The 18,957-nt window shown below is 59.6% G+C and carries 16 protein-coding genes; 10 read left to right on the top strand and 6 right to left on the bottom strand.

Annotated features, from left to right (window positions below; translation table 11 throughout):
* Positions 1 to 94 precede the first annotated feature (94 nt).
* The 3 genes from QRN33_RS13915 (at position 95) to QRN33_RS13905 (ending at position 3,018) form a co-directional block, all read left to right on the top strand.
* On the top strand, positions 95 to 1,048 hold the full coding sequence (locus tag QRN33_RS13915) for an ornithine cyclodeaminase family protein (RefSeq protein WP_285409062.1): 954 nt from the start codon (positions 95 to 97) through the stop codon (positions 1,046 to 1,048).
* 131 nt (positions 1,049 to 1,179) lie between these two features.
* Positions 1,180 to 2,307 carry an NAD(P)/FAD-dependent oxidoreductase gene (locus tag QRN33_RS13910; protein WP_285409061.1) on the top strand — a complete coding sequence of 376 codons (1,128 nt, stop codon included), beginning with the start codon at positions 1,180 to 1,182 and terminating at the stop codon, positions 2,305 to 2,307.
* Positions 2,308 to 2,391: 84 nt separating this feature from the next.
* The gene (locus QRN33_RS13905) at positions 2,392 to 3,018 is read left to right on the top strand and encodes a helix-turn-helix transcriptional regulator (protein ID WP_042607713.1); all 627 of its coding nucleotides are present in this window, start codon (positions 2,392 to 2,394) and stop codon (positions 3,016 to 3,018) included.
* An 84-nt stretch (positions 3,019 to 3,102) separates the two neighbouring features.
* Here the strand turns inward: QRN33_RS13905 and aotJ are convergent, their stop codons facing one another.
* The 6 genes from aotJ to QRN33_RS13875 form a co-directional block, all read right to left on the bottom strand.
* Positions 3,103 to 3,879 carry an L-arginine-binding protein AotJ gene (gene aotJ / locus QRN33_RS13900; RefSeq protein ID WP_042607712.1) on the bottom strand — a complete coding sequence of 259 codons (777 nt, stop codon included), beginning with the start codon at positions 3,877 to 3,879 and terminating at the stop codon, positions 3,103 to 3,105.
* A gap of 269 nt (positions 3,880 to 4,148) precedes the next feature.
* Positions 4,149 to 4,601, bottom strand: a complete 453-nt coding sequence (gene moaE, locus QRN33_RS13895) for a molybdopterin synthase catalytic subunit MoaE (protein ID WP_123418165.1) — start codon at positions 4,599 to 4,601, stop codon at positions 4,149 to 4,151.
* Between the two features lie 2 nt (positions 4,602 to 4,603).
* The gene (locus QRN33_RS13890; protein ID WP_042607710.1) at positions 4,604 to 4,846 is read right to left on the bottom strand and encodes a MoaD/ThiS family protein; all 243 of its coding nucleotides are present in this window, start codon (positions 4,844 to 4,846) and stop codon (positions 4,604 to 4,606) included.
* Positions 4,843 to 5,316: a cyclic pyranopterin monophosphate synthase MoaC gene (moaC, locus tag QRN33_RS13885; protein ID WP_064364415.1), complete on the bottom strand. Its 474-nt coding sequence runs from the start codon at positions 5,314 to 5,316 to the stop codon at positions 4,843 to 4,845. The genes QRN33_RS13890 and moaC overlap by 4 nt, the downstream gene beginning before the upstream one ends.
* A 237-nt stretch (positions 5,317 to 5,553) precedes the next feature.
* Positions 5,554 to 6,948 carry a PhoH family protein gene (locus QRN33_RS13880; protein ID WP_042607708.1) on the bottom strand — a complete coding sequence of 465 codons (1,395 nt, stop codon included), beginning with the start codon at positions 6,946 to 6,948 and terminating at the stop codon, positions 5,554 to 5,556.
* 338 nt (positions 6,949 to 7,286) lie between these two features.
* On the bottom strand, positions 7,287 to 8,411 hold the full coding sequence (locus tag QRN33_RS13875; protein WP_042607707.1) for a polysaccharide deacetylase family protein: 1,125 nt from the start codon (positions 8,409 to 8,411) through the stop codon (positions 7,287 to 7,289).
* A 257-nt stretch (positions 8,412 to 8,668) separates the two neighbouring features.
* Here QRN33_RS13875 and yaaA point away from each other — a divergent pair, with 257 nt between their 5' ends.
* The 7 genes from yaaA (at position 8,669) to algG (ending at position 18,950) form a co-directional block, all read left to right on the top strand.
* Positions 8,669 to 9,448, top strand: a complete 780-nt coding sequence (gene yaaA / locus QRN33_RS13870) for a peroxide stress protein YaaA (RefSeq protein ID WP_227973729.1) — start codon at positions 8,669 to 8,671, stop codon at positions 9,446 to 9,448.
* An 809-nt stretch (positions 9,449 to 10,257) separates the two neighbouring features.
* Positions 10,258 to 11,574, top strand: a complete 1,317-nt coding sequence (locus QRN33_RS13865) for a nucleotide sugar dehydrogenase (RefSeq protein WP_042607705.1) — start codon at positions 10,258 to 10,260, stop codon at positions 11,572 to 11,574.
* Between the two features lie 98 nt (positions 11,575 to 11,672).
* Positions 11,673 to 13,154, top strand: a complete 1,482-nt coding sequence (gene alg8 / locus QRN33_RS13860) for a mannuronan synthase (protein WP_162276426.1) — start codon at positions 11,673 to 11,675, stop codon at positions 13,152 to 13,154.
* A 35-nt stretch (positions 13,155 to 13,189) separates the two neighbouring features.
* The gene (locus tag QRN33_RS13855) at positions 13,190 to 14,359 is read left to right on the top strand and encodes an alginate biosynthesis protein Alg44 (protein WP_285409060.1); all 1,170 of its coding nucleotides are present in this window, start codon (positions 13,190 to 13,192) and stop codon (positions 14,357 to 14,359) included.
* A 9-nt stretch (positions 14,360 to 14,368) separates the two neighbouring features.
* Positions 14,369 to 15,874, top strand: a complete 1,506-nt coding sequence (gene algK / locus QRN33_RS13850; RefSeq protein ID WP_285409059.1) for an alginate biosynthesis TPR repeat lipoprotein AlgK — start codon at positions 14,369 to 14,371, stop codon at positions 15,872 to 15,874.
* A complete protein-coding gene (locus tag QRN33_RS13845; protein WP_042607701.1) occupies positions 15,871 to 17,352 on the top strand; it encodes an alginate export family protein in 1,482 nt (493 codons plus the stop codon). Before algK ends, QRN33_RS13845 begins: the two co-directional genes overlap by 4 nt.
* A gap of 26 nt (positions 17,353 to 17,378) precedes the next feature.
* A complete protein-coding gene (gene algG / locus QRN33_RS13840; protein WP_285409058.1) occupies positions 17,379 to 18,950 on the top strand; it encodes a mannuronan 5-epimerase AlgG in 1,572 nt (523 codons plus the stop codon).
* Positions 18,951 to 18,957: the final 7 nt, after the last annotated feature.

Below are 18,957 nucleotides of genomic sequence, written 5' to 3'. Positions count from 1 at the left end.
GCCGGAAACGGACTGCGCTTTTTTTACGCCCGACGGTTGCCCGCCAGAACTAAAAGTCCATAATGGAAAAATAAGTTTAGTTCTGGAGAGCGAGATGTCCGGTACCCCGTACGTGATCGATCAAGCCCAAGCCCGTGATCTGCTGACGCTAATCGACGTGCCGCAGATCCTGCGCAAACTGTTCCGTGATCTGGCGGCCGGTAACGCCGTGCAGCCAGCTCAGCAGTTAGTGGAATTCCCACAGGGCGCCGGCGACTTCATCAATTATCTGGGCGTGCTGGCCGAGGACGGCGTGTACGGCGTGAAGACTTCGCCGTATATCGTTCGTGAGCAGGGTGCGCTGGTGACGGCGTGGACCCTGCTGATGTCGATGAAAACCGGCCAGCCGCTGCTGCTCTGCGATGCCGGCGAACTGACCACCGCGCGCACCGCCGCGACCACGGCAGTGGCGGTTGACGCCCTCGCACCGGCGAATGCCCAACGACTGGCGATCATCGGCAGCGGGAAAGTCGCTCAGGCGCATCTGCATTACGTCAAAACCTTGCGCGAATGGCAAAGCATCAGCGTGTACTCGCCGTCGCTGCTGGAAGATCCTGAGATACAGGCCGTGTTGAGGACCATCGCGCCATCACTGAAGATTGCCGACAGCCGCGAGGCCGCTATCGCCGAAGCTGACGTGATCATGCTCTGCACCTCGTCTGCCGGGCCGGTGATCGATCCTGCCGAATTGAGCAAACCGGCGCTGATCACTTCGATCAGCACCAACGCCCCCCGCGCACATGAAGTGCCGCCGGGCAGCCTCAACGACATGCAGGTGTTCTGCGACTATCGTCAGACCACGCCAGGGTCGGCGGGTGAGATGTTGATTGCCGCTGAGCAGCATGGATGGCACAAGGAATCGATTGTGGGCGATCTGGCGGATTTGCTCAGCGACAAAGTCCCGCGCCCTGATTACCAGCGGCATGTGTTTTTCCGTTCGATCGGTCTGGGCCTGGAAGACATTGCCTTGGCCAATGCGGTTTATCACCTCACCACAAATCCCTTGTAGGAGTGAGCCTGCTCGCGATAGCGGTCTGACATTCGATATTGATGTCGGCTGATCGACCGCTATCGCGAGCAGGCTCACTCCTACAGGGGGCGACGTCATTTCTGGATATCGCGTACACACCGGAGAGTTTCATGAACCACGCAGATTTCATCATCATCGGCGGCGGGATTGCCGGCGCTTCCACCGGGTTCTGGCTGGCGCCGCACGGCAAAGTGATCGTGCTCGAACGTGAAACCCATCCCGGCTATCACTCCACCGGTCGTTCCGCCGCGCTGTACACCGCCGCCTACGGCACCGCCCAGGTACGCGCACTCACTCAGGCCAGCCGCGCGTTCTTCGACAATCCTCCCAGCGGCTTCTGCGAGCATCCGCTACTGACCCCACGCGGCGAAATGACCGTCGACTTCATCGGCGATCCCGCCGAACTCAACAACCAATACCTCAGCGCCAAAGCCACCGTGCCCCAGATGCAGCTGCTCAGCGCCGACGAAGCCTGCGCACGCCTGCCGATCCTGCGCCGGGACAAAGTCCACGGTGCGATCTACGATCCTTCGGCGTGCGACATCGACACCGACGCGCTGCATCAGGGCTACCTGCGCGGCATCCGGCGCAACCACGGCGAAGTCCACACCGATTGCGAAGTGCTTGGCCTGGATCGCGATGCCGATGGCCTGTGGATCGTGCAAACCAACGGCGAGACGTTCAGCGCACCGGTGCTGATCAACGCCGCCGGTGCCTGGGCCGACAGAATCGGCGCCCTGGCCGGTGCGCAGCCGCTGGGTCTGCAACCGAAACGTCGCGCTGCGTTTATCTTTGCCGGTCCTGAAGGCGTGGACATCCATCACTGGCCGATGCTGGTCAGCCTCGACGAATCCTTCTACATGAAGCCCGACGCCGGCATGTTCCTCGGCTCGCCGGCCAACGCCGACCCGGTTGAACCGCACGACGTGCAGCCGGAAGAACTCGACATCGCCATGGGTATTTATCAGATCGAAGAAGCCACCACACTGACCATCCGCCGCCCGACCCGCACCTGGGCCGGTCTGCGCAGTTTCGTTGCCGACGGTGATCTGCTCAGCGGTTTCGATTCAAAAGTGCCGGGGCTGTTCTGGGTCGCCGCACAGGGCGGTTACGGCATTCAGACATCGCCAGCGATGGGCCAGGCCAGTGCGGCGCTGGTGCGCGGCGAGCCGTTCCCCGAGCAACTGCAGCAATTCGGTCTGGACAGCGCCATGCTCTCCCCCGCCCGACTGGCGTGATCGCATCGACTCGCCCAAGAGATTGCGGCACACTCGCAGCGCCCCGGCACATGGGGCGCTGACGCTGCCTGGAGCTCCACTGTCATGACCGCCCCCGAATTCGACCCGGCGCTGGATAACTTCCGCGCCATCGCCGATGCCATCGCCACGCTGTTCTTTCCCCATGCCGAGGTGGTGCTGCACGACCTGCGCACGCAGAAGGTCGACTACATCGCCAACAACCTGTCCAAGCGTGAGATCGGCGACGACTCCTCGCTGGAAGACATGCTCAGCGAGGAGGTCAGCGAAAGAAACATCGGCCCGTACGAAAAGCTCAACTGGGACGGTCAGAAGATTCGCAGCCTGAGCACTGTGCTGCGCGACAGTGAAGATCGACCGCTCGCAGTGCTGTGCATCAATCTGAATATTTCCCTGTTCGAGAACGCCAAAGCGGCGCTCGACCTGTTTCTGTCGCCGAGCAAACTGATTCCGCAGCCGGACTCACTGTTCCGTGATGACTGGCAGGAACGCATCAACACCTTCCTCCACGCGTGGCTGCGCGAGCGGCAGTTGAGCCTGAATCTGCTGACCCGTGATCACAAACGCGAACTGGTGCTGGCGCTGCACGCCGAGGGCGCGTTCAAGGGCAAAAGCGCCTCGAACTACGTGGCCAATGTGCTGAACATGGGCCGGGCTACGGTGTACAAGCATTTGAAGGAATTGAAGGGCTGAAAAGCAAAAGATCGCAGCCTTCGGCAGCTCCTACAGGAAAACGCATTCCCATGTAGGAGCTGCCGAAGGCTGCGATCTTTTCTGTCAGTCGCCGTAGATGTCGGTCTGGAAATACTTCTGGGAAATCTTCTGGTACTCGCCACTCGCGCGAATCCCGTCGATGGCGCTGTTCAACTGGCTGACCAGCTCGGCATTGCCCTTGCGCACCGCAATCCCCGCGCCTTCGCCGACATACTTGGGATCCTTCAACTCCGGACCGACAAACGCATAACCCTTGCCGCGGGGCATCGACAGGAAGTCATTGAGCGGAATGGTGTCGGCGAAAATCGCATCGAGGCGCCCCGCCGCCAGGTCCATGTAGATTTCTTCGTTATTGCTGTAGCGCTTGACGTTGATGCCCTTGGGTTCGAACACCTCGGTGGCATAACGATCAGTGGTGGTCGCGCGCTGCACGCCAACATTCTTGCCTTTGAGGCTGGCGTACTGATCATCGACGCTGGCGCCTTCCTTCATCACCAGGCGCGAGGATGTGAAGTAGTACTTATGGCTGAAATCCACTGACTTCTTGCGATCTTCGTTGATGGTCATCGACGACAGCGCCATGTCGATCTTCTTCACTTTCAGCGAAGGAATCAGCCCGTCGAACTCACCTTCGACCCACACACACTTGACCTTCATCTGCGCACACAAGGCATTGCCGATGTCGTAGTCGAAACCGACGATTTCACCCTTGTCGGTTTTCGACGCGAACGGCGGATAGGCCGCTTCGATGCCGATGCGCAGGGTTTTCTCGGCGGCGAACACGCTGGCGGAGGCCAACAGGCTGAGGGCCAGACCGGTGATGAGGGGGAGTTTCTTCATGTTCGTTCTCTCGCGAAGTTGTTGTTGGTTTGGCAAGAAAGCAGCTACAAGCGGCAAGCTATTAGCTGCAAGACAGAAACTTTTTTTGTACTTGTAAATCCATACTGGACTCTCAGGTACAAATCGTCAATTGGCCTTAGCGGTGTGTCAGCGAGATTTTGGGTGATGCAGAAGGCGTCATCGCGAGCAGGCTCACTCCTACATTTGGAATGCGTTCCCCTGTAGGAGTGAGCCTGCTCGCGATAGCGAATTTGAGGGCAATACAGAACTTACTTCTTCCAGCGATCCGCAGCCGCATGATCACTGTCCCGCCCCTCAACCCAACGGGGCCCATCGCTGGTGTTTTCTTTCTTCCAGAACGGCGCGCGGGTTTTCAGGTAGTCCATGACGAACGCGCAGGCATCGAACGCGGCCTGGCGATGGGCGCTGGCGGCGCCGACGAAGACGATCGGCTCGCCCGGCTCCAGCGCGCCGATGCGGTGCAGCACTTCCAGTTTCAGCAGCGGCCAGCGCTGCTGCGCTTCGACAGCGATCTTGCCGAGGGCTTTTTCGGTCATGCCCGGATAGTGCTCGAGAAACATCCCTGCGACGTCGAGCCCGTCGTTGAAGTCGCGCACGTAACCGACAAAGCTCACCACCGCACCGACGCCCACATTGGCCGCGTGCATCGCATTGACTTCAGCGCCCGGATCGAACGGCATGGCCTGCACGCGAATCGCCATGTTCAGCCCCCGGTCACAGTTGGAAAAAACGCCACTTCGTCGCCATCGGTCACTGGCTCGTCAAGCTGACAAAGATCCTCGTTGCGTGCGCACATCAGGTTCTGCTCGCTCAACACCTCAGCGCCATCACGTTGCGCCAACAATGCGCGAACGTCATCGACGCTAGCGAAATCGCCTTCAACCACGACTGAATCCACGCCCAGCGCCTCGCGGTAACGGGCAAAAAACTTCACGGTCAGTTTCATGCCGGCTCCGCTTGGAAATGGCCGCTCTTGCCGCCGACTTTTTCCAGCAGACGTACGCTCTCGATGGTCATGCCACGATCGACAGCTTTGCACATGTCATAGATGGTCAGGGCGGCGACACTGGCGGCGGTCAGCGCCTCCATTTCGACGCCGGTCTGCCCGGACAACTTGCAGCGGGCGACGATGCGCACGCTGTCTTCGCCTTCGGCGCTGAGTTCGACTTTGACCCCCGTCAGCATCAGCGGGTGGCACAGCGGAATCAGATCGCTGGTTTTCTTCGCTGCCTGAATCCCGGCAATGCGTGCCACGGCGAACACATCACCTTTGGGATGGCCGCCGCTGACGATCATCTGCAGGGTTTCAGGGAGCATGCGCACCAGCGCTTGAGCCGTCGCTTCACGGAACGTCACGGCTTTTTCAGTGACGTCGACCATGTTGGCGCGACCTTGGGAATCGAGATGAGTCAGCACGGGATTACTCCTGATCAGGAGCGTGGATTGTAAACCTGTGGGTCAGATATCCGCATCACTGATTATGAAATCACCGCTATCACCTGTAGGAGTGAGCCTGCTCGCGATAGCGGTCTGGTATTCAACATTGATGTCGACTGATCGACCGCTATCGCGAGCAGGCTCACTCCTACATTTTGATTTGCATAGGCCATAAAAAACGGGCGGCCGACTGGCCGCACGGTTTTGGGTGAAGGATTACAAATGCGATTCGGCGTATTCGGCCAGGATCGAGCGAGGCACCCCTTGCAGGGTGATGTGCACACCGTTGGGGAAATCCTTGAAGCGTTCGGTCAGGTAGGTCAGCCCGGAGCTGGTCGCGGACAGGTAAGGGGTATCGATCTGTGCCAGGTTACCCAGGCACACCACTTTGGAACCGGCGCCGGCACGGGTGATGATGGTCTTCATCTGGTGCGGCGTGAGGTTCTGGCATTCGTCGATCAGGATCAGGCTCTGCTGGAAGCTGCGACCGCGAATGTAGTTGAGCGATTTGAACTGCAACGGCACTTTGCTGAGGATGTAGTCGACGCTGCCATGGGTGTTCTCGTCATCCATGTGCAAGGCTTCGAGGTTGTCGGTGATGGCGCCCAGCCAAGGCTCCATTTTTTCCGCTTCGGTGCCGGGCAGGAAACCGATTTCCTGATCCAGGCCCTGCACGCTGCGGGTGGCGATGATGCGGCGGTAGCGCTTGCTGACCATGGTCTGCTCGATCGCAGCGGCCAGCGCCAGGATGGTTTTACCAGAACCGGCGGCGCCGGACAGGTTGACCAGATGAATGTCCGGATCAAGCAACGCGTACAGCGCCAGACTCTGATAGATGTCGCGCGGCTTCAGCCCCCACGCCTCCTGATGCAGCAGCGGTTCCTGATGCAGGTCGAGGATCAGCAGTTTGTCTTCCTGGATTTCCTTGATCCAGCCGACAAAGCCCTGCTCGTCGATAATGAATTCGTTGATATGCACTGCTGGCAGGTTGTCGATCAACTGCACCTGGTGCCAGGTGCGGCCATGGTCCTGGCGGGTTTCGACCTTGCTCACGCGGTCCCAGAAGGAGCCGGTCATGTTGTGGTAGCCATTGGGCAGCAGCGACACGTCATCGACCAATTGGTCGGTGCTGTAGTCCTCGGCGTCGATGCCGCAGGCGCGCGCCTTGAGGCGCATGTTGATGTCTTTGGTGACCAGCACCACCGGTTTCTGCGGATCGCGAGTGTGCAGATCGATCAGTTGGTTGATGATTTTGTTGTCGTTCAGGTGCTCGGGCAGAATCAGATTCGACTCGGCCTGCTTGCTCATCAGAATTGACAGCAAGCCCTTCGGCCCGCCCTTGCCACGCTGGATCGGCACGCCGAGCTCAACGTCTTCGGGAGACGCGTCGCCCAGGGTCTTGTCGATCAGGCGGATCGCCTGGCGGCATTCGGCGGCCACGCTGTGATGGCCGCTCTTGAGCTTGTCCAGCTCTTCCAGCACGGTCATCGGGATGGCGACGTGGTGTTCTTCGAAATTCAGCAGGGCATTTGGATCGTGAATCAATACGTTGGTATCGAGTACATACAGGATTGGCTGGTTGGAGGAAGGGCTGCGTCCGTGATCATCCATACTCGGTCACCTATGTGGGAGCCATTCGACGCAATACCGTGACAGTGCTGCGCCTCGAGGTGACTGCCGAATTCATCCACGAGGGCCTGGATGAACTGCACACAATAGGAGTCTGGGAAGACGCCACCTGTGTTGCAGGTTTCGGCGGTCTGTCTTCGTAATACTCCAAAACCGATGACATAAAAAAGTACTTTGACGGTTTTTTTAAGTTTATTTTGCAGAGTGACGAAAAGGCCTTGGCGGACTCCCCAGACACCGCTAAAGTCGGAAGTCCGCCTGCATCGAATTCCCGGCAAAAATCACCCCAAGCCCAATGTTTCCGGGCTTTTTTTAGTTTCTCAACGAAACGCGTCCTGGCAGTCTTCCCAACCGATACCGCTCTGCGCAGTCTGGGTGATCAGCCACGGCAGCGAAGTCTTCACGGCGTCCTGTTTCATGTTGAAATTGATCACCCCGTGACGCCACAACAGCATCAGGGTCAAGACCCGCTGCGCGCTGGCCGGGCCCTTGAGCTTGCCGGCACCGTCCTGGGCATCGATGTCCCACAGCGCCACTTGCAGGCCCTGGGTATTGAAGAAACCTTGCGCGTCGCTGCGGCGCTGGCCATCCGGCGGACGGAACAGCGGCACGAAGTTTTCCGGCAGTTTGTTCTTCACCAGATCGGCGCTGCGCCGTACCGAATCCTGCCAGTCCTGCCAATGGCTGTGGGAGCGGAATTCCCAGCCCTGCACGCCAACGCACTGCCGGGAGAAGCTCGCTTGCAGACTGCTGACCGAACGGCCGGCGAGCCGCGCCTGGATATCCTTGCCCAAGACGAAAAATGTTCCGCTCAGATTCGATTTGCGCAGATATTCGGTCAGCCAGTCGGTGTTGTCCGGTTGCAGGTTGGCGGCGCTGTCGAAAGTCAGCAGAAACAGCCGGTCGTGCATGTCTTCGCCGTTACGCTCGTAGTCACCGAAACGATCGAATTCATTGCTGGTTTGCGGCGACAGCGCGGCCTTGCGCATCAGCTCGTCCAGATACTGCAAATGGAAGATCCGGCTCGGCTCGGCCCATTTGGTGTAATAACTGTCGTCGCTGACCACGAACTTGGCGGCCTGCTCGCGCAGAGTCGGCAGGTCTTCGACGAGGAAGCAGAACGAGGCGTCCTGATCGCAGCTTTGCTGGGCGTGATTGTAATTGGTCAGCAAGCGCTGCCAGAGACGCTGGCGCAACTGATTGATCGCATCGATATTGACCGTGCGCAGGCCCAAGCGCTGGGCGAGTGCCGCCTCGTCGATGGATTCGGTGCCGAGCAGGCCGCGAGCGAACATGAGGATTTCCGCCCGCGACGCGACGTCGAACAGGGTCGGATTGCTCAACTGCTCCGGCCAGGTCGTGCGGTCCAGCGTCGCCGCATCGCCGGGCGCCGCCAAGGCCGCGTAGCTCAGCAGCCACGCGGTGAATAAAAGAACAATGCGCAAAGGGATATCTCCATAACAAAACCCGCGCGGCACTATATCGCGGGTGGATCAAAACAAAGATCAAAAGATCGCAGCCTTCGGCAGCTCCTACCTGTCCCCATTGAATTCATTGCGGTTTCATCTCGAGCGCAATCTGTAGGAGCTGCCGAAGGCTGCGATCTTGTTCCATGACACCACCGATCACCTATCACGCTCATAGCTGGAGTCAGCAAGGACAACCCCCTAGAATCGCCCCCACGATTAAAGGAGACGACTTCATGCTGATGGTGATTTCCCCCGCCAAGACCCTCGACTACGAAACACCGCCGGCGACCCAGCGCTTCACCCAGCCGCAATACCTCGACCATTCCCAGGAGTTGATTCAGCAGCTGCGCGAGCTGAGCCCGGCGCAGATCAGCGAATTGATGCACGTGTCCGACAAGATCGGTGGCCTCAATGCCGCGCGATTCGGCAGCTGGACGCCAGCCTTTACCCCAGAGAACGCCAAGCAGGCCCTGCTCGCATTCAAGGGTGACGTCTATACCGGCCTCGACGCTCAGTCCTTCAGCGAGGCGCAATTCGATTACGCGCAAAAGCACTTGCGCATGCTCTCCGGCCTTTATGGCCTGCTGCGCCCGCTCGACCTGATGCAACCGTATCGTCTGGAGATGGGCACCAAACTGGCCAACGCCCGTGGCAAGGATCTGTATGCGTTCTGGGGCACGCGCATCAGCGAATGGCTGAATGAGGCGCTGGCCGAGCAAGGCGATGACGTGCTGCTCAACCTTGCATCAAACGAGTACTTTTCCGCGGTCAAGCGCAACGCTCTGAAGGCGCGGATCATCAACACCGAGTTCAAGGACCAGAAGAACGGCCAGTACAAAATCATCAGTTTCTATGCGAAGAAAGCGCGCGGCCTGATGAGCCGTTTTGTGATTCAGGAACGCATCAACGACCCGGCTCAGCTCAAGCAGTTCGATGTGCAGGGTTATCGCTACAGCGCCGAGCAATCGAAACCCGACAATCTGGTGTTTTTACGCGACCACGCCCCGGAATAAAGCATGCCCTTTGCACGACTCTTTTCTCCGGGAGTCGTGCAGTCCGCCCGAAGTCAAAATCCCCCCGCAGCATATCGCCAATTTCATGGCGCCAATAAAACCACGACCTGTTTTCTAATTTTAGTTTCACTCGACACTTAAGTTTTTTTTCAGTAGTGGCACCTAAATTTTTTACCCGTAGTGGCACAAAACTATCGACCCCGTTTTCACCCCGATCAATAAAGGCCCAAGTCGCTAGTGCTATCAATTTGCTCTCAGTGCCATCTTGGTCAATATTTCAAAAAATTTCGGGTGGCACGATGAGCGGGCTGGAACTATGTCCAAATGCGTTGCTCATACCACCGGTAACGATTCTCGCCGAGTTTGTACGAGATAACTTACGCAGAGCTGATAGCCATGTAACCAAGTTGTCACACCAACTTGCCTGAGTGACTAACGAGTCTCAAAACAATCGAAGGACAGGAGATACGCACCATTAATATCCCCTACTAAGGCCAAGGCCGCGCCCCTATAAACGTGCTCGCCTGAGCACCTAACTGCTTGATTTACGGGCTCCCTACCCGACGTCGAGCAGGCTACATAACTGCACAAGAGTCTTCCCGCACGGAAGATCGGCTGCATAACAGGGCAAGTCATAACAACAAGGCCTAGTTGCGCACTTCTTGAGTGCATTTATTAGACACTCGGAACTTTGTATGCCTGCACACGGCATTGTGGCGCCTGTAAGCCGCACTTTCGAGTGCACTAGTGACCGCTGAACACCATTAACTCCGGCCATCTAAGGCCAGATATATACAGAGGTAATTGCGATGCGCATCAGCATATTTGGTTTGGGTTACGTTGGCGCAGTATGTGCCGGTTGCCTGTCTGCACGGGGCCATGACGTAGTTGGCGTCGACGTTGCCAAAGACAAGATCGACATGATTAACGCCGGCAAATCGCCAATCGTTGAACCGGGCCTGGGCGAACTTCTGCAACAGGGCGTCCAGACCGCTCGTCTGCGCGGTACGACCAACTTCGCCGAGGCGATTCGTGATACTGACCTGTCGATGATCTGCGTCGGCACGCCAAGCAAAAAGAACGGCGACCTGGAACTGAACTACATCGAGGCCGTGTGCCGCGAGATCGGTTTTGTCCTGCGTGAAAAAACCACCCGTCACACCATCGTCGTACGCAGCACCGTGCTGCCAGGCACCGTGGCCAACGTGGTAATCCCGATTCTGGAAGACTGCTCGGGCAAGAAGGCTGGCGTCGATTTCGGCGTAGCGGTCAACCCGGAATTCCTGCGTGAATCCACCGCCATCGCCGACTACGATCACCCTCCGATGACCGTCATCGGCGAGTTCGACACCGCGTCGGGCGACGTTCTGCAATCGCTGTACGAAGAACTCGACGCACCGATCATCCGCAAGGACATCGCCGTTGCCGAGATGATCAAGTACACCTGCAACGTCTGGCACGCCACCAAAGTGACCTTCGCCAACGAGATCGGCAACATCGCCAAAGCGGTCGGCGTCGATGGCCGTGAAGTGATGGACGTGGTCTGCCAGGACAAGACACTGAACCTGTCCCAGTACTACATGCGCCCGGGCTTCGCTTTCGGCGGTTCGTGCCTGCCCAAGGACGTACGTGCGCTGACCTACCGCGCCGGCTCCCTGGACGTCGAAGCACCGCTGCTCAACTCGCTGATGCGCAGCAACGAATCGCAAGTGCAGAACGCTTTCGACATCGTTGAAAGCCATGACAAACGCAAAGTCGCCCTGCTCGGTCTGAGCTTCAAGGCCGGCACCGACGACCTGCGCGAAAGCCCGCTGGTCGAACTGGCGGAAATGCTGATCGGCAAGGGCTACGACCTGAGCATCTACGACAGCAACGTCGAGTACGCCCGCGTCCACGGTGCGAACAAGGACTACATCGAATCGAAGATTCCGCACGTGTCGTCCCTGCTCAACTCGGACTTCGACTCGGTGATCAACAACTCCGACGTGATCATCCTCGGTAACCGCGACGAGAAATTCCGTTCGCTGGCCCACGAAGCGCCGCAAGGCAAGCAAGTCATCGACCTGGTGGGCTTCATGTCCAAAGCCACCAGCGCCGGTAGCCGCACCGAAGGCATCTGCTGGTAAAGCAGCCCTAAGCGACAAGCCTCGAGCTGCAAGCCAAAGCGTTTCGCTTGCAGCTCGAAGCTTGCGGCTTGAAGCCTTCTCACCTTCGGATGACGGTTATGACCAAGCTCAAACATTTTTTTCTGCAATCAGCCGGCTGGCTTTTTTATCTCAGTCTGCTGATGGGCCTGGCCTTGATGCTGCCCACGTCCACATTCGACTCCGAGTCGAAGGACTTCATTTTCCTGATTGGCGCCGTGGGTATCTGGCGCTACTCGATGGGTGCAACGCACTTTGTGCGCGGCATGATTTTTCTCTACATCGTTTACCCGCACCTGCGTCGCAAAGTACGCAAGCTGGGTAAAGCGGCCGACCCGTCGCATGTGTTTCTGATGGTCACCAGCTTCCGTATTGACGCGCTGACAACCGCGCAGGTCTACAGCTCGGTGATCCGCGAAGCCATCGACTGCGAACTGCCGACCACCATTGTCTGCTCGATCGTGGAAATGTCCGACGAGTTGCTGGTCAAGGCACTGTGGGCGCGGATGAATCCGCCGGAGCGAGTCAAGCTCGACTTCGTACGCATTCCCGGTACCGGCAAGCGCGATGGTCTGGCGTTCGGTTTCCGCGCGATCTCCCGTCACCTGCCGGACGACCGTGCCGTGGTGGCCGTGATCGACGGCGACACCGTGCTCGGCGAAGGCGTCGTGCGCAAGACCGTGCCGTGGTTCCAGCTGTTCGGCAATGTCGGCGGCCTGACCACCAACGAGTTCTGCGAAGTGCGCGGCGGCTACATCATGAGCGAATGGCACAAGCTGCGTTTCGCCCAGCGCCACATCAACATGTGCTCGATGGCCCTGTCCAAGCGCGTGCTGACCATGACCGGTCGGATGTCCGTGTTCAAAGCCTCCGTGGTGACCAATCCGGAATTCATCGCCGACGTTGAAAGCGACTCGCTGCAACACTGGCGTCTGGGGCGTTTCAAGTTCCTGACCGGTGACGACAAGTCGAGCTGGTTCAGCCTGATGCGCCTGGGTTACGACACCTTCTACGTGCCGGACGCCGCGATCAACACCGTTGAGCACCCGCCGGAAAAGAGCTTCATCAAGGCCAGCCGCAAGCTGATGTTCCGCTGGTACGGCAACAACCTGCGCCAGAACTCGCGCGCACTGGGCCTGGGTATCCGCCGGCTCGGCGTGTTCACCTCGGTGGTGCTGTTCGACCAGCGCGTGTCGATGTGGACCTCGCTGCTCGGTCTGACCGTGGCACTGATCGCCAGCTTCAAATACGGCACCGCGTTCATCCTCGTGTACCTGCTGTGGATCGGCATCACCCGCCTGATCCTGACGCTGTTGCTGTCGTGTTCCGGCCACCGTATCGGCCCTGCTTACCCGGCGATTCTGTATTACAACCAGATCGTTGGCGCCATGGTGAAGATCTACGTGTTCTTCCGCCTTGACCAACAATCCTGGACTCGCCAGCCCACATCCCTGACCCGTGATCTCGCCAGCTTTCAACGTTGGTTCAACACCTGGTCGTCTCGGACCATGACCTTCTCCGCCGGCAGCATTTTTGTCGCCGTGCTGCTGATGATGGTCTGACCCGCTCCTATTGAATTAACAAGGAAATCGCCCCTATGAATACCGCCGTCAACGTCAACGTAGTGCATGAATCCGAAGCCCAGCGCCAGCACGCTCGCGTGAAAATCCCGGCCAAGCTGCGTTTCTTCGGCCCTGACCGGACTCCGCTCGAAGCGCGGGTCCTCGATCTGTCCGCTGGCGGTCTGGCGTTCAACGCCGGGCAGATGCCGCTGACCATCGGCGAGGTGTACAAGGCGCGTCTGCAATTCGTCATCGACAACCTCGGCCTGGCCATGGACGTTGAACTGCAGGTGCGCTCCTTTGATCGCGCTACCGGCCGTGCCGGCTGCCAGTTCCAGAACCTCGAGCCGCAGGACATTTCCACCCTGCGCCACCTGATCACTTCGCACCTGGCCGGCGACATCGTCAGCATCGGCGAAGTGCTGGCGACCCTGCAGCGCGACAATTTCACCAAGGCGCGCAAGAACAAGACCGACGATACCGGCATGACCCCGTTCGGCCGTCTGAAAGCCGTGACCTTCAGCGCCGGTATTTTCGCTGTCGGCCTGGTCGCTGCCGGTTTCATCTTCAAGTCGGTGTACGGCATGTACTTCGTCAGCCATGCGCAGGCCGGTCTGGTCAGCGTGCCGGGGATGAACATCACCATGCCGCGCGACGGCACCGTGCAAAGTCTGGTCAAGTCCGACGGCGTCGCTGCCAAAGGCGCACCGCTGGCGACCTTCAGCACCAGCATGCTCGACGTGCTGAAGGGCCATCTGGCCGAAGATCAACTGGCCCCGGCCAAGGTTGAAGAATTGTTCGGCAAGCAAATGACCGGCACCCTGACTTCGCCGTGCGACTGCACCGTGGCCCAGCAACTGGTGGCTGACGGTCAGTACGCGAGCAAGGGCGACGTGATCTTCCAGTTGGTGCCACGCAACACCCAGGCCACCGTCGATGCGCGCTTCTCCTATCGCCAGTTCGGCGACGTGCGTCCGGGTACGCCAGTCAGCTTCCAGATCGCCGGCGAAGACAAGACCCGCACCGGCAAGATCGTCAGCAGCACCAGCCTGAAGAGCGCCGACCTGTCCTCCGACATCCGCGTGCAGATCCAGCCAGACGAGCCGCTCGACAGCAGCCTCGCCGGCCGCCCGGTGGAAGTGAACAGCGACCGTGGCCCGAACCTGAACTGGCTGATCGACAAAGCCATGGCTGCCGGTCTTTAAGTCGAGGACATGCCTGTGACTACGCATAACTTGAACACACCGCCGACCCTGTGGGAGCGAGCCTGCTCGCGATGGGATCGCCGCGGTTTGTCTGATGTACCGAGTCGCTTGCATCGCGAGCAGGCTCACTCCTACAAGGGAACGGTGTGTGCCCTGGCATTGGCAGTGAGTCTGGCCGGTTGCGCCGGGCTGCCCGATCAGCGTCTGGCCAACGAAGCGCTCAAGCGTGGCGACACCGCCACCGCCGCGCAGAATTACCAGCAACTGGCCGATCTGGGTTACAGCGAGGCGCAAGTCGGTCTGGCCGATATCCAGGTCGACAGCCGTGACCCGGCGCAGATGAAACAGGCCGAAGCGACTTACCGCGCAGCGGCGAGCGTTTCGCCGCGTGCCCAGGCACGTCTCGGTCGCCTGCTGGTGGCCAAGCCGGGCTCCACCGAAGCCGAGCACCATGAAGCCGAAACCCTGCTGAAAAAAGCCGCCGCCAATGGCGAAGGCAATACGTTGATCCCGCTGGCGATGCTGTACCTGCAATACCCGCACAGCTTCCCCAACATCAACGCCCAGCAGCAGATCGATCAGTGGCGCAAGTCGGGCTACCCGGAAGCCGGTCTGGCGCAGGTGCTGCTGTATCGCACCCAGGGCACTTACGACCAGCACCTGGATGACGTGGAAAAGATCTGCAAGGCCGCACTCAACACCACCGACATCTGCTATGTCGAACTGGCTACCGTCTACCAGAAACGTGGCCAGGCGGAGCAACAGGCCGAATTGATCAAGCAGATGCAGGCCGGTTACAGCCGTGGCACCGTCACCGCGCAGCGAGTCGATTCCGTGGCCCGCGTGCTGGCCGATTCGACCCTGGGCAAGACCGACGAAAAAACTGCCCAGGCGCTGCTCGAGCCGATCGCTCCGGGCTACCCGGCGTCGTGGGTCACCCTCGCCCAATTGCTTTACGACTTCCCCGAACTGGGCGACGTCGACCAGATGATGAAGTACCTGGACAATGGCCGCGCCGCCGATCAGCCGCGCGCCGAACTGTTGCTGGGCAAGGTCTACTACGAAGGCAAAATGGTTCCGGCCGACGCCAAAGTCGCCGAGGAACACTTCCAGAAAGCCGTTGGCCGCGAAGTGGCCGCCGACTACTACCTCGGCCAGATCTATCGCCGTGGCTACCTCGGCAAGGTCTATCCGCAGAAGGCCCTCGACCACCTGCTGACCGCTGCGCGCAACGGTCAGAACAGTGCCGACTTCGCCATCGCCCAGCTGTTTTCCCAAGGCAAGGGCACCAAGCCCGATCCGCTGAACGCCTACGTATTCAGCCAACTGGCCAAGGCGCAGAACACCCCGCAAGCCGATGAACTGGCAGCGACCCTCGAGGCGCAATTGCCGCCCGAGCGCCTGCCCGAAGCCCGCCGCCTGTTGCAACAGGAACAGGCCAGCCGTGGCGCCCTGAACTCGAACACGCTGCAACTGCACGCCCTGCAAGAAGAAGACGGCGAGGAAAAACTATGAAGCTGAACCCATTCGTGAAGGCCGGTATTGGCCTCACCTTCGCGCTGATCTGGTCTTGCCCGACACTGGCTGCGATGACTGAAAGCAAGAACTTCGGTCTGGAAGTGAAACTCACCGGTCAATCCGAAGACGACCGTGACCTCGGCACTGCCGGTGGCGGCGACGTCAATGGCGTGGGCCTCGACCTGCGTCCATGGATCTACGGCGAAAGCGGCGCGTGGAGCGCCTACGCGATGGGCCAGGCGGTGACCTCGACCGACATCATCGAGACCGACACCCTGCAGCAGTCCGACGGTGAACAGACCACCGACAGCGGCGATCGCGAAACCAAGAAAAACTACCTGGCGATGCGCGAGTTCTGGGTCGGCTACAGCGGCTTCACGCCGTACCCTGGCGAGATCCTCAAGTTCGGTCGCCAGCGTCTGCGCAATGACGACGGCCAATGGCGCGACACCAACATCGAAGCGCTGAACTGGACCTTCGACACCACCCTGCTGCGCGCCAATGCCGGTGTGGCCGAGCGCTTCAGCGAATACCGCACCGACCTCAAAGAGCTGGCGCCGAAAGACAAGGATCGCCTGCACGCCTACGCCGACGCCGCTTACCAGTGGACACCGGGCCAGTGGGTCGGCATTCGAGGTCACCACACTCACGACGACGGCAAACTCGATTACGCCGAGCCGGGCGTCCCGCGCGACTCGCTGGACAAGACCGAGAACGGCGACATCAGCTGGATCGGCCTGACTGCCGACAGCGACGCCTACAACTGGCGCAACACCAACACCGTCAACTACTGGGGCAGCATCACCGGCATGAGCGGCGACCGCGATACGGTCAACGCGCTGAACGCCGATGGCACGCGCCCGACACAAGCCAAGCGCAGCGATGACATCAGCGGCTGGGCCGCCGATGTCGGCGTGCGCCTGCGCCTCGATCCACAATGGCAAGTCGGCGGTGCCTATGCCCGCGCCAGTGCCGATTACGAACAGAACGGTCTGGAGAGCAACCGCTCCAACTACACCGGTACCCGTTCGCGCGTACACCGTTTCGGCGAAGCATTCCGTGGCGAAATGAACAACATGCAGACCGCCACCCTGTTCGGTTCGTGGATGGTCAACGACGAGTACGACGCCAGCCTGATCTACCACAAGTTCTGGCGTGTCGACGGCAACAAGCCGGTCGGCAGCAACGGCATCAACGCGGTGGAAAACAACACCGACGACGTCACCGGCGCGATTCTCTCCAGCACCTCGCTGCCGCTTGAAGATGGCAACAAGGACCTGGGTCAGGAAATGGACCTGGTCGTCACCAAGTACTTCAAGCAAGGCCTGTTGCCGGCGGCGTTGAGCCAGTCGATCGACGAGCCTTCGGCACTGGTGCGTTTCCGTGGCGGTGTGTTCAAACCGGGCGATGCCTACGGCAGCCAGGTTGATTCCTACATGCACCGCGCATTCATTGACGTGATCTGGCGCTTCTGATGCAAACCGCCAAGGGAGTGCCCGACATGATCAGCACCAGAACAGGCTCATTCAGCCTGCTGGCCGGCGCGATGCTGCTGGCCAGCGCCGGCGCCTTCGCCAATGTTGAACCGGCGAAACCTGCGACCGTGGCCAAGGAACTGCAGCAGGCCAAGACCTACACCGTCAGCAGCGCGCCGACCGAGGCGCTGCAACTGGCCAAGCCGAAACTGCCCGACCTGTCCGGCTTCACCGCCGAGGCCGCTGCGGCGAAAATCGTGCGCAGCAAACCGGGCAAGATCAGCGTGCGCCGGATGATGCAGGAAAACGCCCTGAAGGATTTCATCGGCGGCGATAACAAGATGGCCGAATGGGTTGTGCGTCAGCACGGCATCCCGCAGGCGATCTTCATAGACGACGGCTACATGAACCTCAAGGATCTGGCGAAAAAGCTGCCCAAGCAGTATTTCAGCGAGACCTCGCCGGGCGTTTACCTGGCCAAATTGCCGATCGTGGTCGGCGAGAAAGGCATCCTCGAAATCGACGGTCAGACCCAGGAACTGCGCCTGTCGCAAGAGGCCGGTTCGTTCCTGATCAACGACGGTCAGTTGTTCGTGCGTGACACCAAAGTCACCGGCTGGCGCGAAAAGGACAACGGCCCGGCAACCTTCCGTTCGCCGAAGGAATTCCGCCCGTTCCTGCTCGCCTGGGGCGGCACCGAGACCTACATCGTCAACAGCAAGATGGCCAGTTTCGGTTACGCCAACAGTAAGTCGTACGGAGTGAGTATTTCCCAGTACACGCCGAACATGGCCAAGGTTCTCAAGCGCCCGGAACCGACCGGCTGGATCGTCGGCTCCGAGTTCTCGGACATGTGGTACGGCTTCTACTGCTACGAAACCCGCGACTTCGTGGTCAAGGGCAACACCTACAAAGACAACATCGTCTACGGCATCGACCCGCATGACCGCTCGCACCGTCTGATCATTGCCGAGAACACTGTTCACGGCACGAAGAAGAAGCACGGGATCATCATTTCCCGTGAGGTCAACGACAGCTTCATCTTCAACAACAAGAGTTACGACAACAAGTTGTCGGGCCTGGTGATCGACCGTAACAGCGTCAACAACATCATTGCCTACAACGAGATCTACAAGAACCACACCGACGGCATCACGCTCTACGAGTCCGCCGACAACCTGCTGTGGGGCAACAAGGTCATCAGCAATACCCGTCACGGCATCCGTATTCGTAACAGCGTGAACATCCGCCTCTACGAAAACGTCGCCATGACCAACGGCCTGACCGGTATCTACGGCCACATCAAGGACCTGACCGACACCGACCGTGACATCAAGCTCGACCCGTTCGACGCGCAGGTGTCGCTGATCGTGGTTGGCGGCGAACTGGCGGCCAATGGCAGCGGCCCGCTGTCGATCGACTCGCCGCTGAGTGTCGAGCTGTATCGCGTGTCGATGCTGGCGCCGACCAAGTCCAGCGGCATCAGCTTCAACGGCATCCTCGGCGAGCGCCAGGATGAAATTCTCGACCTGCTGGTGCGCCAGCAGAAAGCCGTGCTGATCGACCCTGTCGAACGCCAGACCGAATTGCAGGACTGAGGATAAT

It is taken from the genome of Pseudomonas sp. FR229a (assembly GCF_030209115.1).
In the GTDB taxonomy this organism is placed as follows: domain Bacteria; phylum Pseudomonadota; class Gammaproteobacteria; order Pseudomonadales; family Pseudomonadaceae; genus Aquipseudomonas; species Aquipseudomonas moraviensis_A.
This window is presented reverse-complemented; position numbering and strand designations above follow the sequence as displayed.

Bases quoted from the DNA above. Each gene is read 5' to 3' on its own strand.
- alg8 (WP_162276426.1), top strand. From the start codon at position 11,673: ATGACCAAGCTCAAACATTTTTTTCTGCAATCAGCCGGCTGGCTTTTT.
- aotJ (WP_042607712.1), bottom strand. From the start codon at position 3,879: ATGAAGAAACTCCCCCTCATCACCGGTCTGGCCCTCAGCCTGTTGGCC.
- QRN33_RS13915 (WP_285409062.1), top strand. From the start codon at position 95: ATGTCCGGTACCCCGTACGTGATCGATCAAGCCCAAGCCCGTGATCTG.
- algG (WP_285409058.1), top strand. From the start codon at position 17,379: ATGATCAGCACCAGAACAGGCTCATTCAGCCTGCTGGCCGGCGCGATG.
- QRN33_RS13865 (WP_042607705.1), top strand. From the start codon at position 10,258: ATGCGCATCAGCATATTTGGTTTGGGTTACGTTGGCGCAGTATGTGCC.
- QRN33_RS13845 (WP_042607701.1), top strand. From the start codon at position 15,871: ATGAAGCTGAACCCATTCGTGAAGGCCGGTATTGGCCTCACCTTCGCG.
- QRN33_RS13905 (WP_042607713.1), top strand. From the start codon at position 2,392: ATGACCGCCCCCGAATTCGACCCGGCGCTGGATAACTTCCGCGCCATC.
- QRN33_RS13855 (WP_285409060.1), top strand. From the start codon at position 13,190: ATGAATACCGCCGTCAACGTCAACGTAGTGCATGAATCCGAAGCCCAG.
- algK (WP_285409059.1), top strand. From the start codon at position 14,369: ATGCCTGTGACTACGCATAACTTGAACACACCGCCGACCCTGTGGGAG.
- yaaA (WP_227973729.1), top strand. From the start codon at position 8,669: ATGCTGATGGTGATTTCCCCCGCCAAGACCCTCGACTACGAAACACCG.
- moaE (WP_123418165.1), bottom strand. From the start codon at position 4,601: ATGGCGATTCGCGTGCAGGCCATGCCGTTCGATCCGGGCGCTGAAGTC.
- QRN33_RS13880 (WP_042607708.1), bottom strand. From the start codon at position 6,948: ATGGATGATCACGGACGCAGCCCTTCCTCCAACCAGCCAATCCTGTAT.
- QRN33_RS13910 (WP_285409061.1), top strand. From the start codon at position 1,180: ATGAACCACGCAGATTTCATCATCATCGGCGGCGGGATTGCCGGCGCT.
- QRN33_RS13890 (WP_042607710.1), bottom strand. From the start codon at position 4,846: ATGAAACTGACCGTGAAGTTTTTTGCCCGTTACCGCGAGGCGCTGGGC.